The sequence below is a fragment of the Exiguobacterium sp. s102 genome (assembly GCF_018618635.1).
Taxonomy (GTDB): Bacteria; Bacillota; Bacilli; order Exiguobacteriales; family Exiguobacteriaceae; genus Exiguobacterium_A; species Exiguobacterium_A oxidotolerans.
This window is the reverse complement of sequence record NZ_JACSML010000008.1, coordinates 1-16,195: the sequence shown is the minus strand read 5'-3', so window position 1 is coordinate 16,195 and position 16,195 is coordinate 1. Positions and strand designations below refer to the sequence as shown.

20 protein-coding genes are annotated in these 16,195 nt (G+C 48.3%); 9 read left to right on the top strand and 11 right to left on the bottom strand.

The features are described from left to right. Positions 1-7: 7 nt before the first annotated feature. Positions 8-601 carry a hypothetical protein gene (locus KNQ02_RS14385; protein WP_214804522.1) on the bottom strand — a complete coding sequence of 198 codons (594 nt, stop codon included), beginning with the start codon at positions 599-601 and terminating at the stop codon, positions 8-10. Between the two features lie 166 nt (positions 602-767). On the opposite strand from KNQ02_RS14385, the gene KNQ02_RS14380 reads away from it, so the two are divergent. Beyond that, positions 768-911 (top strand): hypothetical protein, encoded by a 144-nt coding sequence (locus KNQ02_RS14380; RefSeq protein WP_214766150.1) that lies wholly within the window; start codon positions 768-770, stop codon positions 909-911. A 286-nt stretch (positions 912-1,197) separates the two neighbouring features. On the opposite strand, the gene KNQ02_RS14375 is transcribed toward KNQ02_RS14380, so the two are convergent. The 4 genes from KNQ02_RS14375 to KNQ02_RS14360 form a co-directional block, all read right to left on the bottom strand. Beyond that, positions 1,198-1,983: a PP2C family serine/threonine-protein phosphatase gene (locus KNQ02_RS14375; protein WP_214808964.1), complete on the bottom strand. Its 786-nt coding sequence runs from the start codon at positions 1,981-1,983 to the stop codon at positions 1,198-1,200. Positions 1,984-2,115: 132 nt separating this feature from the next. After that, positions 2,116-3,057, bottom strand: coding sequence for an alpha/beta hydrolase (locus tag KNQ02_RS15845; RefSeq protein ID WP_214808962.1), 942 nt, complete (start codon positions 3,055-3,057; stop codon positions 2,116-2,118). A 33-nt stretch (positions 3,058-3,090) separates the two neighbouring features. Next, positions 3,091-4,542 carry a PH domain-containing protein gene (locus tag KNQ02_RS14365; protein WP_214808960.1) on the bottom strand — a complete coding sequence of 484 codons (1,452 nt, stop codon included), beginning with the start codon at positions 4,540-4,542 and terminating at the stop codon, positions 3,091-3,093. Further along, complete coding sequence (locus KNQ02_RS14360) at positions 4,539-5,042, bottom strand: PH domain-containing protein (protein ID WP_088837195.1); 504 nt, start codon at positions 5,040-5,042, stop codon at positions 4,539-4,541. Before KNQ02_RS14360 ends, KNQ02_RS14365 begins: the two co-directional genes overlap by 4 nt. Positions 5,043-5,177: 135 nt before the next feature. Between KNQ02_RS14360 and KNQ02_RS14355 the strand changes: the two genes are divergently transcribed. Next, on the top strand, positions 5,178-5,633 hold the full coding sequence (locus tag KNQ02_RS14355) for a hypothetical protein (RefSeq protein ID WP_029330281.1): 456 nt from the start codon (positions 5,178-5,180) through the stop codon (positions 5,631-5,633). A gap of 20 nt (positions 5,634-5,653) precedes the next feature. Here the strand turns inward: KNQ02_RS14355 and KNQ02_RS14350 are convergent, their stop codons facing one another. Beyond that, positions 5,654-6,088 carry a MarR family winged helix-turn-helix transcriptional regulator gene (locus KNQ02_RS14350; protein WP_214766158.1) on the bottom strand — a complete coding sequence of 145 codons (435 nt, stop codon included), beginning with the start codon at positions 6,086-6,088 and terminating at the stop codon, positions 5,654-5,656. A gap of 106 nt (positions 6,089-6,194) precedes the next feature. Between KNQ02_RS14350 and KNQ02_RS14345 the strand changes: the two genes are divergently transcribed. Beyond that, entirely contained in the window at positions 6,195-6,617 is a 423-nt protein-coding gene (locus tag KNQ02_RS14345; RefSeq protein WP_029330285.1) for an organic hydroperoxide resistance protein, read from the top strand. Positions 6,618-6,813: 196 nt separating this feature from the next. Here the strand turns inward: KNQ02_RS14345 and KNQ02_RS14340 are convergent, their stop codons facing one another. Next, positions 6,814-7,950, bottom strand: coding sequence for a Six-bladed beta-propeller, TolB-like protein (locus tag KNQ02_RS14340; protein WP_214808957.1), 1,137 nt, complete (start codon positions 7,948-7,950; stop codon positions 6,814-6,816). A 130-nt stretch (positions 7,951-8,080) separates the two neighbouring features. Here KNQ02_RS14340 and KNQ02_RS14335 point away from each other — a divergent pair, with 130 nt between their 5' ends. The 4 genes from KNQ02_RS14335 (at position 8,081) to KNQ02_RS14320 (ending at position 10,841) form a co-directional block, all read left to right on the top strand. Continuing rightward, entirely contained in the window at positions 8,081-9,169 is a 1,089-nt protein-coding gene (locus KNQ02_RS14335) for a GTP pyrophosphokinase (protein ID WP_235195154.1), read from the top strand. A gap of 67 nt (positions 9,170-9,236) precedes the next feature. Continuing rightward, positions 9,237-9,680, top strand: a complete 444-nt coding sequence (locus KNQ02_RS14330) for a MarR family winged helix-turn-helix transcriptional regulator (RefSeq protein WP_088837198.1) — start codon at positions 9,237-9,239, stop codon at positions 9,678-9,680. A 68-nt stretch (positions 9,681-9,748) separates the two neighbouring features. Next, positions 9,749-10,240 (top strand): tetratricopeptide repeat protein, encoded by a 492-nt coding sequence (locus tag KNQ02_RS14325; protein WP_214771096.1) that lies wholly within the window; start codon positions 9,749-9,751, stop codon positions 10,238-10,240. Positions 10,241-10,517: 277 nt separating this feature from the next. Next, positions 10,518-10,841 carry a DUF402 domain-containing protein gene (locus KNQ02_RS14320; protein WP_214808955.1) on the top strand — a complete coding sequence of 108 codons (324 nt, stop codon included), beginning with the start codon at positions 10,518-10,520 and terminating at the stop codon, positions 10,839-10,841. 207 nt (positions 10,842-11,048) lie between these two features. On the opposite strand, the gene KNQ02_RS14315 is transcribed toward KNQ02_RS14320, so the two are convergent. Genes KNQ02_RS14315 through KNQ02_RS14300 form a run of 4 tightly spaced genes read right to left on the bottom strand, consistent with a single transcriptional unit; the run spans position 11,049 to position 14,297 of the window. Beyond that, the gene (locus KNQ02_RS14315) at positions 11,049-11,615 is read right to left on the bottom strand and encodes a guanylate kinase (RefSeq protein ID WP_214808952.1); all 567 of its coding nucleotides are present in this window, start codon (positions 11,613-11,615) and stop codon (positions 11,049-11,051) included. Continuing rightward, a complete protein-coding gene (locus tag KNQ02_RS14310) occupies positions 11,605-12,081 on the bottom strand; it encodes a hypothetical protein (RefSeq protein WP_088837203.1) in 477 nt (158 codons plus the stop codon). The genes KNQ02_RS14315 and KNQ02_RS14310 overlap by 11 nt, the downstream gene beginning before the upstream one ends. Before the next feature lie 12 nt (positions 12,082-12,093). Continuing rightward, a complete protein-coding gene (locus KNQ02_RS14305; protein ID WP_239456723.1) occupies positions 12,094-12,819 on the bottom strand; it encodes a glycerophosphodiester phosphodiesterase in 726 nt (241 codons plus the stop codon). Beyond that, positions 12,819-14,297, bottom strand: a complete 1,479-nt coding sequence (locus KNQ02_RS14300) for a carboxypeptidase M32 (protein WP_214808949.1) — start codon at positions 14,295-14,297, stop codon at positions 12,819-12,821. Before KNQ02_RS14300 ends, KNQ02_RS14305 begins: the two co-directional genes overlap by 1 nt. A 154-nt stretch (positions 14,298-14,451) precedes the next feature. On the opposite strand from KNQ02_RS14300, the gene KNQ02_RS14295 reads away from it, so the two are divergent. Then, positions 14,452-15,072, top strand: a complete 621-nt coding sequence (locus KNQ02_RS14295; protein WP_214808946.1) for a lipopolysaccharide core heptose(II) kinase RfaY — start codon at positions 14,452-14,454, stop codon at positions 15,070-15,072. Between the two features lie 180 nt (positions 15,073-15,252). After that, positions 15,253-15,999, top strand: coding sequence for a class I SAM-dependent methyltransferase (locus KNQ02_RS14290; protein WP_214808943.1), 747 nt, complete (start codon positions 15,253-15,255; stop codon positions 15,997-15,999). Positions 16,000-16,195 lie beyond the last annotated feature (196 nt).

Sequence of the window (16,195 nt, the reverse complement as noted above, 5' to 3'; positions counted from 1 at the left end):
GATTCGTTTAGGCGCGTTTTCGTAGCGGGTTCTTCGACCAGTAGAGGTATAACGCAATCAGACCACCGACTCCGATGATGTAAGAGGGTGTCCCGCTGACTTGGAAGATGACATCGGGATTCGGGACGAATGTAATCAAGACCGCTTTATACGTTGCAAATAAAACGAAACTGATGATGAACTGTCCCCAGATACGTCCTTTGACGTCACGTATTTTCGGTGACGTGATTAAGATCGACATCGCGTCAATCAAGAACAAGGCGATGATTGAGAACAACAAATAGTCGGCGAGTGCGAACTGAAAGACGCCATCGATTCCCTCGATGAAAATATACATCAAGATGCTTGAGACATAGTTCCGTGTCCAGCGTTTTTGTGTCTCAGCACGACGCTGTTCCGGAATCGCTGCGATCATCGTGTCGAGTCGCGCTTCCGGTGTTTGCCCATGGACTTCTTCGAACGGTCGTTGTTGCCGCTGCGCTTCATACAAATCAGCCTGCAGTTGACGTTCGATGTCCGTTCGCTCCGGTTCTTCCGCGTTAACGTTCAAACGGGGTAACAATGATTCAAAAATGCGTGTGTTAGCTTTCGTTAATTTCAAGCGACATCCCTCTTTTCCATGTTTAAGTATAACGGTTTATCGGGAAAAATACTTAGGTGAAGATGACGATTACTTGACGAATCCCACTTAAATGTTCAGAATAATCAAAAAGTGTAACTTTTCTTTTTTCAATTTCGTAGGATAACAAAAGAAGGAGTGAGCAACGATGCGCCAAACACTAACGAATGCCGCACTCATCACGCTATTGACCAGTGCCGGGATCGCGTTTCCTTTGACGAACGAAGCAGATGAACTGGATCCACCTGTCGAAACGGAACAAATCGAACCGCTTGATGAGCAAACCCCCTAAGCGGTGTTGACTCAAACGGGAGCACGTCTCTCGATTAACAAAAAACAAGGAAGACGGTTCTCCGGTGTTCGCCCCGGAAATCCATCTCCCTTTTTTTAATGCGGTCTTGCGAGATACACGGCAAAGATGACCAGGAGGATCCCCGGGACGAGAAACAATATGTAGGAACGCTTCCGTTTCCTGCGCGAAATGCTGAAAATTGTCAAGTAGATTCCTAGTATGAATGACAGCAACATGATGTAAAAACCCATTTGTATTCATTCCTTTCGAACGTAATTGTTCATGCCTAAGCATTACTCGGTTGTGTCACGTCACCTGTAACATCGATCGACCACGTCAAGATCGTCGTACTGTCCCGGACAGCATGGTGCTTGATCGTCGTCAACAAGGTCAAAACGGCATCCTGCGCCTCCGTATCGCGAAACGCGCGACCGATGTCCGTCGCATCGCTGAACGGTTCACCGGGACATTCGACGAGTCCGTCCGTCGTCAAAAAGATCCGGTTGTGTCCCTGACGCAGTTCACGGATGCCGCGGGTATAACACGGGACAGGTAACGCAAACGTATTGACTTGTCCGATCCATTCAAAGAATTGCCGTTGATTGAGACTGTGTTGACCTAACCCGGCAAGCTCCGGATGAAACAGATGCGCGATGCAATCTCCAACCGACAACCAAAAAACATAGTTTCCTTTCCGGACGACGACTAAACAAGCCGTCTCCCCCCGACACGTCTCGCATCGTGCGCGAAATGTGTCTTCCGTCAACAGTTCGAGGATGATGTGTTCGAACGTCGGAAGGACTGACTCGGCTGCTTGTTCGAGTTGCTGATGCAACCGCTCTTGATACATCAAAAATTGCTCCGCCACGAGTTCGGCACTTTCTGCCGAATTATGGGCATCGAGTAAGACGGTCAACTCCCAGTCCGTCCCCGTCATGACGAGACAACCATCTTCGTTTTTTGTTTGACCCGCCGTCGAGCAGCCACCGAACCGTCCGAGAACGACCGGACCCACCTGCCGTATGTCGATTTGATCGACATACGCTTCTTCACTTCCGACCCAGCTAAACATGCCTGACTCCCCCTATTCTGTCTGTTCTATCGAGAATACCACACCTGCTGTCATTTGGAACATTTTCCCTTTCATTAATCAAAAAAAAGTCCCCCACTTCGACTACGGCTGTAGTGACGTGAGGGATGCGGCTTAATTCGTTGTCATGAATGGCTGGATGAATAATTTTAAGCGTTTTTGATAGTTGACTTGATCTTCGAGATACGTTTGACCATGACCCGCTCCTCGGACCGGATATAACTGCTTCAATCCAGGTTTTGCTTGATACAGTTCATAAACCATCCGCGATGGCATGAGTTGATCGTCCGTCCCATGGATGAACAGTGTCGGAATCATGATTTTGCTCGTTTGTCGTGTCACTGACACGTCACCGTAAAAGAAGTCCTGTTCGAATTTATTGAACGTGCTCGCCATCGCGAGTGACGGTCCTGCGGGATAACTGATCTGTCGATCCGCTAAATGATTGAGCCAGTCATCAAATCGGGCGTAGGCACCTTCAGAGATGACGACTTTGACTTGTGTCGGTAACATTTCTTCTCCAGCTGCGAGTAATGCGGTCGACCCGCCGACACCAAGCCCGTGATAGGCGATGTGACTCTCGTCCCCTGTTTCTTCGAGAAGTCGTTTCGTCCATTCAATCAAATCAAGCCGATCGAGCCAGCCGTAATTCTTTTTCCCACCGTTTTCAGGCTGCCCCCGTCGTTCGACGACTAAGACATTGTAGCCGAATTGTTCATGATACAGCTGCACGAGTGGTGCAACTCCGTCCGGCGTCGCTTGTTCCTCGTCCGGGACGAGAATGACCGATTTGTTTGTTGACTCTGTTGCAGGTAGATAGTCTGCGTGATGAACGCGTCCATCCGTTTCGAACGTCTTCTGTTCGAACGGTTTGGCAGCAGACCATTCAGTTGCCTCGGTCACGGCGTCACTTGATTCATCAGCCGGTTTACCCGCAAGAATCGGTGACGCTTCCGACTCGCCGACTAATGTTTTTTGAATGCGGTATCCATCAAAACTGATTAATCCGATGAATACGAGTAGTATCGCGAGTACGATTGCTAGTCCTTTTCGCACAACATGAACTCCTCTCTTTTCCTATATAACGCGTTATTCGTTATCATACCGTATGTCCCCTGCTTCTGCACGGTCTGTTTTCAGAAAAGAGCGTTGGTACCAGTTCCGGACGTCCTCAAATTGCTTATGTGTAAAATAACCCGCGTTCAAATGTCCTTTACCACGCAGATTGATTTCAAACTTCAGCAAGTCCTTTTGTTCGAGAAAACGGGAGACGTGTCCCGACAAAGCCTCGATTTTTAAACGCGGTGCATAAATCGTTTCCCGGTTGACGAGTTGGCGACGTAAGACGAACAACTCCTGTTCGAACCCGTAACACGTATTGCGGTACCCCGTCCGGGCAACAACGTAATAGAGCGGTAAAACCAGGTACAACAGCATGCCGATCCATTTAAGCGGGCTCGTCAAAAAATAGACGAGTCCGGCATTGACTGCTGAAAACAAGATGATATACCGGACGAGCCGCCAACGGATGACATAGAAGAAGCCGCGGTCGGTCGCATGATGCATCGGTTTTACACGTTTGAAGCGCGGCAGAAACCGGTCGAGGAAGGCGTCGATTTCCGATTCCCGGATGAAGGGGTGGAACAACATCTGCTCTTCCTTCCCGTTCGCCGATATGACGTTGAGTGACAGGTGGGCACGCTTGAACCGTCGTTTAATCCAGTTTTCCTCGATGAATAAGGCTTGGACCTTATCCTGGTGAAAGATGACTTCCGTCCGGTTCAGTAATCCGTAACGGATGGTCAGCCGTTCATCTTTAAGTGTCGCTTCGAACGAACCGTAACGAACGACGTAGACGACAATCGATCCGATATAGGCGAGGAGTAAGACAAGCAATCCGATTCCAATCAGGAGGACGAGTGACAAATGCGCCAATTCATTAAAGACACGATCGACATACTTTTCGATATATTGATCAATCAGTTGATACCCTGCAAAGAAACCGACTAGCGCCAGTCCGAGACGACCGGACAAGGCGCCGGCAAAAAACAGGTCGGACAAGCTGACACGAAACGAGTCCGTCGTTTCTATTTGTTCTATCTGTTCGTCCTCTTCTTTAATCGTCGACTTCAAGGAAGTAGCGAACGCGAGCCGGACACCTTTTAATTCGACTTCCGGTTCACCGCCTTCAGAAGACGTTTCGACGGACAGCGTCGCTAAACCGAGCAGACGCTCGAGCAGGTTTTGGTTGATGCCGACGGATTCAATCCGCCGCCGTTGTGTCGTCCGTTCACTTTTACGGAAGACGCCTTTGTTGACACGAATCGCTTGGTCATCAATCGTAAACGTATAAAAATACCAAGAAGTGATTCCAGAAATGAGAAGAACGAGACAAAAAACACTAAAGCCGATGATTGTATACCAACCGAATCCATCGTTCTTTAAATCATTGAACAATAAAAAAGCGAGCGGGATGACCGTCGACCGGAGATGCGTCAGCGTCGACATCAAGATGAATAACGGGTGGACGCGACGTGTCATAGGGATTCCTCCTCTTGCTCCTCGAGTTTCGCGAAGCGTTCGATATGGCGTCTTAATTCGAGTGTGCGTCGTTCTTCGAGACGCTGGATTTCCGCAAATCCGGATGCCGTATTGACTTTGATGTTCATCAAGCCGGCGCGACGTAACAAGGGACCGGTCGATGTATCAATGAACTGAACTTTGACGAGTGGTATGATTTCAATTTTACGGAAGATGACGCCTGATTTGACGCCTAAAAATTCTTCATCGACCTGATAACGGAAATAGTCGTAACGCAGACGCGGTATGTAATAAAACTTTAAGATGAATAACGCGGCCACGAGTCCTGTCACGATCCACATCCACCACGGAGATAAGTCGAGCCACACAATTTGGACGGTTGTCATGACGGCAATCAAAAGCGCATACAAACTAAACCGTATCGCCACATATTGCCGTTCGACTTTGACGGAGTCGAGTGATAACCGTTGCCAGCCACTTTCTAAGGTTGAAGATTGCATCTGTTCCCACTTCCTTTCTCTTAAAACTACGGAGTCCATCGTCAATAAGTTTCACTCGGCTTAAATCGAACATTGACATTTGACCCGAAATCATCGCATATATAGAAGAGTAGAAATGTAATTCTAGGAGGTACCATGCTAACATTTGAAGAAAAATTAAACATCATTGAGTCGTTTCCACAACTCGTCCGAAAAGATGTTTCACTGAACCGTGTCAATTTCCACTTTCCTGAAAGTCAGTTTGAGAAAAAAATCGTCGTCTATCACCTTCATCCGAACGGAAACGGATTCGTCTATGCCGCCGGATTACCGGGCTACGAAGTCGATAACAAAGGACTCGTCAACATCCGTGAGTTTTCTGCTCCTGCCTTGATTCTTTTGCTTGAAGATGCAATCAAATCGTTATCGACGGTCGAGACGGTCGAAACGCTCGAAGAAACGTGGGTCAACGATAACCAGTTCGAACTCACACTTTTGAATGAAGACCTCGATACATGGCTCGTCTATGCAGGCGACTTGCTCGATGGTGCCTTCAATTCATACAAAGAAGCGGCAAACTATCTTGAAGAAGAAGGTTTCCGCCGTAAATAACGAACATGAACGGAACTGAATCATTCAGTTCCGTTCATTTTTATAACCAATTGATTTAACGTTTGTTTGACACGTTCTAAATCCTCCTCCGACACGCCGAGTGTCTCTTTTAAGGCGAGCGGAACTTGTTCCGCTTGCTCGCGCAACATATGCCCTTTGTCTGTCAACGTGATTTGGATATGTCGTTCATCTTTCTTATTGCGGACGCGTCGAATTAACTCTGATGCTTCGAGCTTTTTCAATAACGGGGTTAGCGTCCCCGAATCCAAATGCAACCGTTCACCGACGGCTTTCAAGGATTGTTGATCTTCTTCCCATAAAACGAGCATGACTAAATATTGCGGATACGTCAGTCCAAGTGGTTCGAGCAACGGACGATAACGTTTCGTGATTTCCCGCGAAATCGAATAAAAGGGAAAACAAAGTTGTTCATCTAACGATAATGGGTTTGACATGATAGTCCTCCTCGGAAGCAAAGTACTTGCTTTCTTTTTTAAATTGTATACAATCTAATTGTAAGCTACTTAATAATAAGGAATCAACGAAAGGGAGTTATTGATTATGAAACCAATGTTCACATCATCAGCTACAGCAGTCGGAGGACGCGACGGACGCGTCGTTTCAGAAGATGGCGTTTTAGACGTCGCTCTCGCCATGCCAGTCCCAGGATCTAAAAAATCAGCGACAAATCCGGAGCAATTGTTTGCTGCTGGATACTCTGCTTGCTTTGATTCTGCATTAAATCTTGTTGCACGTAAACAAGGCATCAAACATGATGGAAGCGAAGTAACGGCACACGTTACGTTGAACGAAGCAGCAGACGGATTCGCTTTATCTGTTGAACTTGATGTTCTCGTCCGTGGTGTATCGGAAGAACAAGCTGCCGAACTTGCAAAAATCGCACACACAGTTTGCCCTTACTCACGCGCGACAGCTGGAAACATCCAAGTCGATGTTTTCACACGTACGACTGACGCAGCATAAGCATAACATTGTCTGCCCTTTTCTAGTGATATCTACTAGAAAGGGGTATTTTTTTATTGTCAATGCGATGTATTTTGAGGTATCGTGTGTCTTTTGCGTTAAAAATTTAATAATTAATTACGGTAAATGAAATAAATAGTCCGTTATTTTAGAAAACACACTTCTATTAACAGTGTGTTTTCTTCGTTTGTTCGCTTTACAGTTGGTTGACGGATAAAATGACCAACTCGCCGGAGACGATCATGTAATAGGCATCATCGAACCGGTGCCGGACATACCGCTCGGCGTCAAAAATCGTCACCATCGGCTCGGCATCTTCTCCAATCGTTTCATGTACATAAAAGCGATCACGCAAGACGCGTTCGAACGGATCCCGGTCTAAAAAACGGGCTCCCGTTCGTAAATTAATCACTTCATGGTGTTGCTCCGACCGGTCGTTGACGATAAAGATCGTCGATTCGACGTCATCATACGTAAAATCAAATGCTTCGTAATCACTCCAGCGGATCCGTCCAAGTTCCGTCACGTCCGTTTCGTCACGGATTTGATAAAACACTTCTTCGTTCAAACGGTCCGTATAGGCACTGAAAATCAAAAACCCGGCTTGTTCCCCGAGGTACTGCACCGTATCCCCTTCCCCGTCAAGGCGTAAGAGTGTCTTGAAGGACAGGACTTCTGTCCCTAGTTCGATTTCCGAAACGATCGTCTCAAGTGAAGCGATTAATAACCCTTCCGAGTGATCAATTGGATCTTCCGGAGAAATCAAGCCGCTTTCGAGGGCATCATAAAAGGAAAATTCGTCGAGGCGCGTGTTGCAGACGATATAATCGACGTCTTGGAGTGTGACGAGGAAAAAGTACAGTTCCCGGTAATTTTCCGTCATCCCGTACAGCCGCTTGTCATGGATCAAGTGTTGCTGCTTCGCCTTCGTGTCATATAAAAAGGCAGACGTCACACGGTCGACGTGGAGCAGTACCATGTAGCGTTCATTGAGGACCCAGTACAGTGACAAATCACCCGGGACGTTGAACGTCGCGACCTGTTCCGTCTTCCCGGATAAGAGATCAATCGTCAATAACTCCGTCGCTCCCCCGTTCGCCCGGTCGTGTTCGTTCAAGCAATAGACTTTCTGGTGTTTGACGAACGGACGGGTCGGTCCGTGATCCGTCAAAACGTCTTGCGACAAATCAACTCGTTCTTGATCCTCGAGGTCGAACCGGCTGATATGGTACTGTTCGGCATTGACTTTTCGTCTGAAGTAAATCGAAGATGGCGTGACATGAAGTATGTCCGAGTGATCCGCTGGTAACGCACGCGCGTCTAGTATTTCCATCTTGTGCACCCCTCCTAAGCATGTTCTACTGTTCTTTTCCCACGATTGGTCCCGCTTGAAACAAGGTCATTTCGTGCGTCTACGGAATACGAATGATACAATACAGCTAGATAATACCACGATGAGGAAGGTGATTCGCTTGCACGCACAAGACTTGAATACGATGATGCTCGAATACGTCAATGATAAGGAAGATTATGACGCGTTCGCAGATAAACTAAAAATTTTATTATCCGAGCTGCTCGATGCGGCCGGAATCAAATACCATTCGATCGTCTCACGGACGAAGGATTCGGAAAGCCTCTACCAAAAAGTCTTACGGCAACCGAACAAATACCGATCGCTCAAGGACGTCCACGATTTGACGGGAATCCGGATCGTCACCTATTTCCACGACGACGTCCGGGAAGCTGCCCGTATCATTGAAAATGAATTTTCGATCGACCGCGATCAATCCGTCGATAAATCGACGTTGCTCGATACGACGGAGTTCGGCTACTTGTCTGTCCACTTTGTTGCCGCCCTGAGTGAACAACGCCTGGCCTTAAGTGAATACGGTCGCTTCAAGTCACATACGGCAGAAATTCAAATCCGTTCGATTTTGCAACACGCCTGGGCAGAGATTGAACATGACTTAGGGTATAAAAATCCGAACAGCGTCCCGGCAGAAGTCCGGCGCAGTTTCAGCCGCGTCGCCGGACTGCTTGAGATCGCCGATCAAGAATTCGTCAACATCAAAAAGCAACTCAAACAATTCGAGGATGAGACCGTCCAACAGATCTTATCGGACCCGTATAAAGTCCGGATCACGTCCGATAACTTAAACTATTTCATTGACCACTCCCCTGTCATCAGCGAGCTCGACAAGCGACTCGTCACGTCACAAATGATGCTCGATTCCGACCAGCAACTGATTAATGAGTTGATCCGGATGTTCCATTACGTCGACATCCGCAATTACGGTGAACTAATCGATGCCGTCTCGAGTCATAGCACACTCGCCTTAAAATGCGCTCAAGTCATGCCGAATCCTTTTTTGCCGCGCCAAGGCATCGGTATCGCCTACATCTGTATGGCCGTGACGATCGCCGGGAACGACACGCACCGGATCGATTACTTTTTCCGTCGTTTCTATCCGGAACTTCGGAACGTCACGGAAATCATTACAAAAGTTCAGCCGTCGCATGATGAGATGATTCAAGAGAAAAATATTGATTAAACTAAAATTTTTCACTATACTAAATGGCGGGTAACGAAACTATCGTATGGAAAGAGTGAAGCTAAACATGGCAACGACAATCGAAGTAGCACAACGCGATCAATTGATCGTCGATACAGAAAAAGGACTCCGCATGAACTACCGCGCCATCAAAAAAGATGTTCGCAGCATGTTCACGACCTATTTGACACGGAATGAATTCTTCATTTTGAAGTCGCTTTGCGGGCAAAGTCCACAAATCGCATCCGCTCTGTCGAATGAATTCCAGTTCTCTGCAAGTATGATTACTGCACTTGCTGACGAATTGACAAAAAAAGGCTTGATTTCACGCGAACGCAGTGAACTCGACCGCCGTGTCGTCGAGCTCCGGGCAACACCGGACGGAATTGAACTGTACGGGAAACTTGAAGCAATGAAGATGGAGTACCTGTCGGACGTTTTCTCCGCGTTTTCAGATGCAGAACTTGATACGTTCCGGACACTCTTGACGAAACTCGAGCAACAGGATTAACATTTCCCCCTCTAGCTGACCGAGCTGGAGGGGTTTTTGTACTAGCAACCGAATTGGAGGATGATGAGATGACGCATGCTACTTTAGAGCAGGTGACGACGCTCCGTCAGTCGAAACAGTACGAGCAAGCAAAACAGATGATGCGCGAGCTGTTAGAGACCGATCGTACGAACCCTTACTACCATTTCCAGATGGCCTGGTGCTTCGATAACCTCGGCGAGGAGCAGGCTGCCGTTCCGCATTATGAGTTTGCGATCGCAAACGGCCTCGACACACGGTTTTTGACGGACGCCTTCATCGGGCTCGGCAGTACATACCGGGCGCTCGGACAATACGCTGCTGCGCATGACACCTTTACGGAAGGCTTAGCTCGTTTCCCCGACAGCACGGGACTGAAAACGTTTTTAGCCTTGACGCTGTTTAATCTCAAGCAGCATGAGGAAGCGATGCAACAGTTACTTGACGTCATCACGACGATGACGCCGGACTCCGACGTCCATACTTACAGACAAGCCCTCCGTTATTACCGCGACCATTTACATGACGTCTCAAAGACGTAACCGACTGCCCGCTTAACCGTTCAATGATTCCTTCTCTTCCTCTATTAGCGCGAAAGGAGCTTGTTCATGAAACGACCAGCAGAGGCACAACCGTCAGTCCTGACGATCATTGCCTATAAGTATCCCGACCGCCCCCATTACGAGTGGACTGGCAACATGCTGATAAAAACAGACGACTACGTGCTCGTCCATGGACAAGCAGGCAGAAGACTGGTCCATCACACACGGGGACAGACCTTTACCTACGCGACACAGTCGCTTGAGTTTTATCCCCTGAATGCGCCGTTTACGGTCAATATCGACTTCGATGCACACGGTGCCTCCTATCACTGCAACGTCTGCCTGCCCCCACGGCTCGACGGGGATACCCTTTCCTTTCGACCTCGACCTCGATTATGTCCGCAATCAAGCAGGTACCTGGCAGGTCGTCGACCGAGACGAGTTCCTCGTCAATCAACGGACGTTCGCCTATCCTGCCCGACTGATTGAACAAGCGGAAGCTGCCTTGACGGACTTGATTAAACACGTGACCGAGGGACGGTTTCCGTTCGACGGGTTTCTTCAACAGCATCTGTTCCGGCTAGCGCATCGCGTCAACTGATTCAAGCGCTTCTCGATTCATCTTACGTGCTCCCCTTCGCTTTTCACGGGAATCACTAATTTCCACCAACTGTAAAATAATGACACAAAAAAGACGATCGATGTAGATGGTTAATCCAATCCATCGCTCGTCTATTAATTTTGGTGTTGACACTTTTATCTTTACCTCAAAACAAAAGCAGGGAAGAATGTGTCTTCCCTGCTTTTTTTACGATGATGGCTGTCCTGGGATATACTCCGAGATGATCCCAAATAACTCCGCGTAGGCCTGTTCAAAATCAATGTTTTCAATCATATAATCATAGTGGTCCCGGTCTTTCCAAGCTTCCGAGTAATCGATGAGCCGTGCTTCGAACTCCGGTGTATCCCCGCGCATCAACAGACGTTCTTTCATCAGATCAGGTGGAACGGACACGAAAATCGTGATGACACGGTCTTCGAACAATTCCTTGAATGCTGCCGCACCTTTCGGATCGATGTCTTTGATGACGATGCCGTTCGTCGTCAGGACGTCCTCATACGCTTGTCGGGGTGTTCCGTACCACGCCCGGTGGACATGGGCGTACTCGATGAACCCCGTCTCTTGAATCAATTGCTGGAACGTTTTTACGTCGACGAAATGATAACTTTCCCCATCTTGTTCGGTCGGGCGTTTCGGTCGTGTCGTCACGGAGGGAATGAACCGGACATGTTCATACTCGTGTCGTAATCGTTTGATTAAGGACGACTTCCCGCTGCCCGATCCACCAATCAATAGAATGATTTTACCTGACATCGTCATCCTCCTTTTGTTGTTGCCTAGTCATGAAATACCCCGAAACACGCAGCGCGAATTGTTCGAGTTCGCTATCGTCGACGACCCCGTAAATCGAACGGATGACGACGAGATACCGATCGTATTCAATGATGCGCGCGACATCATTTCGGGTCATCTGGACACGTTGTTCCGGATAGCTTGCGACGTAGTACCAGTCGACGGCAATACGTTCCGGTGTCGGTGTCGCATAAATCCACGTCTCGCTTTTCAGGTCATGTTCAATCGTACTTTTTAAAGAAAAACGTTGTACGGTCTCTAATTCGGTTTTTGCGTCTTGAAGTCCTGCTTGGAAGTCATCCGGTCGTGTCGCTGACTGTGCAACTTGTTTCGGTTGCGGTTGTGGTATTTTTTGAAAACCAATCTCGAGACCGATGCCAAGCGCAATCAGTGAAGCTATGATAGTCAACACATACCCCTTCCGCATGACGCTTCCTCCTTAGTCGATCGACAGGCGCGCTTTGAATCCTTTTGGATCATTGACGATGACGGCATCAATGCCGATTGCCTCCATCTGTTCGACATCCTCTGCCGATTTCGGAGTATAGACGCGGACGGAGATTCCTGCTGCGTGAGCCAGTGCGACGTCTTCTGCCGTCACGCGACGATAATCCGGATGAATGCCCTTCGCCCCGAGCTGCTTCGCTTGTTGCTCCGGGTGAAACAAGGGATATGGATAGAGCAGTGCTGTCTCGAGCGACGGATCAAGCTGACGAATCGTATCAATCGAGTAATGATTGAAGGAACTGAAGATTAATCGATCTGGTGCAAGCTGATGGGCACGGCACCGTTCGACGACGTAGGCCTCGAGACCTTCATAACGGATTGTATCCGTCTTCAGTTCGATGTTGAGGACGATTTGCGTTGGCGCCACGAGCTCTAAGACTTCGTCAAGTGTCGGAATCATCGCACGCTGCGGTCCCGTACCTTTAAAGCGCGCTCCCGCATTCAATTGTTTGAGTTCTGCAAGCGTAAGATCAACGACACGCCCTGTTCCGTCCGTCGTCCGGTCGACCGTTTCGTCATGAATGACGATTCCGACGCCGTCTTTTGAGAAATGGACATCGAATTCGATGCCATCGACGTCCGGTAAGGCTGCTTTGAACGCCTCGAGCGTATTTTCCGGAAACGCGTCACTTGCGCCGCGGTGGGCAAACCATTGCATCACAGCGTTTCGACGACGCGTGTATATTTCTTCGTCAAGTAATCAATCAACGGTTGGACCGTAATCGATTGTCCGGTCGCTGCTTCAATCAATTCGGCCGGCGTCTTCGCTTTTCCGTGTTGGTGGATATTTTCCTTTAACCAATTTTTGATCGGTGTAAACGAACCGCTTGCAATCAGTTCGTCGATGTCTTTAACATCCCGACGCATCGCTTCGTTCAACTGGGCACTGTAGACGAGTCCGAGCGCATAGCTCGGGAAGTAACCGAACGAACCACCTGACCAGTGAACGTCTTGTAAGACACCTTGTGCGTTCGATGGGACATCGACTCCAAGGTATTCTTTATAAAGGCGGTTCCATTCCTTTGGCAGTGCCTTGACTTCGAGTTCACCCGTGATGAGACGTTTTTCAAGTTCGTAGCGGATAATGATATGCATCGCGTATGTCAGTTCATCCGCCTCAATCCGGATCAACGATGGTTTGACTTCGTTAACGGCAGCATAAAATGTTTCGAATGGAACGTCCGGCAATGAAGGAATCGCAGCTTGCAACCCTGTATAACGTGCTTCGAGGAAACCACGGTTGCGTCCGATGAAGTTCTCAAAAAACAATGATTGTGATTCATGAATCCCCATCGATGCCCCTTCACCGAGACCAAGGGAGTCGAGTTCCGGATCGATGCCTTGTTCGTACGTCGCGTGACCGGCTTCGTGCATCGTCCCGAAAACAGAGTTCCGGTAATCCGCTTCATCATATTTCGTCGTGACACGGGCATCTTTGCGATTGATTGTCGTTTGGAACGGATGAACCGTCTCGTCCAAGCGACCGGCTGTAAAATCATAACCGATATCGTTCAACCACTCGTGATTGAGCTTAATTTGTGTCTCCCGGTCTGCTGACCAATCGAGTTTCGGGAATGTTTTCCCATCAAGATCGGTGAGCAACGTGATGATTGCTTGACGGAGCTCCGCGAACAATGGATCGAGCTGAGCGACCGTCATTCCTGGCTCATAGTCATGGAGCAATGCGTCGTATGGGTGATTTTCGTATCCCCAGTACTCGACGAATTTACGTTCTGTCGCGACGATTTTTTCTAAGAATGGTTCGAACATCGCCCAGTCATTCGCATCCTTCGCTTTTTCCCAAACACTTTCCGCTTCCGAAATCAATGTCACAAAGGCTTGATATTCCGCTTCCGGAATTTTTGAGTCCCGATCAAATGCCTGTTTCGCTTTCTCGTACGAGATCGCATCGAGTCCCGTCAACGATTCTTGCCCCATCGCTTCTAACAGCGACTGATACTGTGTGCCTGTCCGGCGACGGAAACTTTCCGTCGATAAGAAACCAAGTGATTTCGAGCGGTTCGGCGCTGATTGTTCCGGCATGTATGTCCGCATGTCCCAGTAGAGTAAAGCGACTGCTTCCTCATAGGCACCAAGTGCGTCGAAATGGTCGCGCCACTGTTGTAACGTATTCATTCTAAAATCCCCCTTAAAATATGTAATGGTCTACGTTTTTTAGCATATCACAAAATGTTCAAAACATTCATACAGGAACATCTCCTGAAACCTTTGTGGTCATTTGAACGTATAAATTATATAATCAATGTAACGGAGAAAGGATGGACCACACGTGAAAACAGATCAAGAACTGGCGACAGCCATCACCATCGAGTCAAACGGACAAACGCAACTGATTACCGGTCAACCACCTGAGTTAGACTGGATTGGTACGGGACGAAGTGCCTTCGTGTTTCGGATTCAAGGAACGGACCGCGTCATCAAAAAATTTTTCCCTAGCCATCGTCATCTTGCCGTCCTTGAAGGAGCGATTTATGAGCAATTGTCGTCGTTTTCGACGTACGCCAAACAATACGCCTACGGGGCGGATTATCTCGTCATCGAATACATCGAGGGACAGACGTTGTTCGACTGTCTCGTCAACGGGACGTTGATTCCCCGGGACGTCATCCGCTCTGTCGATCAAGCTTTAGCGGACGCACGCTCCGTCGGCTTAAACCCGTCCGACATCCACTTGCGCAACATCATGCTGACGAAAGACGGGACACGGATCATCGACGTCGCACGGTTCCGTCAGACAGAACCGTGCTCACAGTGGGACGACTTAAAGCGCGGGTATGATTACTTTTATTGCAAATCGTATTTTTCGAAAAAACTGCCGGAGGCTTTTCTGAACACAGTCGCCGATATTTATAAACGCCGGATGTTCGAGTCACACCGTAATACCGGGTGACGCAGATAGATGAAGCGGTAACGTATCTTATGAACGATGAGATAAGGTAACGTTTTTCCTGATTCACTTCATAACTCGACTACTGAAACATGAGAATTCATCCGTTTTCGTCATACATTTTTTGGTATAATCAGGATAGATGAAAAGCAATTCATACCCTGTTTGAAAGTAGGTCGACAGATGAAAGAAATGATTCAAACGCACGATGATTTACTTGACATGCTTGACGATTTACTGCGTGAACCGACCGCATTTTGGAATGATTTTTACGCCGACCGTGACAAACGGATTCCTTTTTTCGTCAACAAGCCGGACGAAAATCTCGTCCGTTATTTTGAACGCGGTATCATCGCACCGGGTCACGTTTTGGAGCTCGGTTGCGGCCCGGGGCGTAACGCGCTGTATTTTGCAAGACAGGGATGTACCGTGACCGCTGTCGATTTATCATGTCAGTCGCTTGCCTGGGCGCGCGAACGGGCGCAGGAGGAGCAGCTCGACGTCGACTTCATCGAACGGAACATCTTTGATTTCCCCCTTGCTAAAGAGGCGTATGACATCGTTTACGATTCCGGTTGCTTCCACCATATCGCTCCGCACCGCCGACGCGATTATCTTACGCTCGTCACCGATTCCTTAAAGCATGGCGGACATTTCGCCCTGACTTGTTTTATCGAAGGCGGTGAGCTCGGCGGATCCGACATCTCCGACTGGGAAGTGTACCGGACACGCAGCTTAAACGGTGGATTAGGATTCACGGAAGAGAAGTTACGGTTGATTTTTGCTGACTTCGACGTGATTGAAATCAGACCGATGCCGATGATGCCGGCGTCCGCGACGACTTTCGGTCGTACTGGACTGTGGACGGCAGTGTTTCAAAAAAAGCACGATAATGGACCTCTGCTATATAAAAAGAACGTAGCAACGTGAGCCCTGATGTGCACCTGACAAAAAACCATGGAGGACGACCTCCATGGTTCAGACTGTAGACAAACCCTCATTTCCGCTTGGAAATGAGGGTTTGTCTTATGTATGCCTAAAAAATATGACACTCCATTAGGATTCCGACTGGAATCCCATGACCAATTGGCCAATTTTTTGAGGTTCAGGGCAGCAAAAGTGAGCA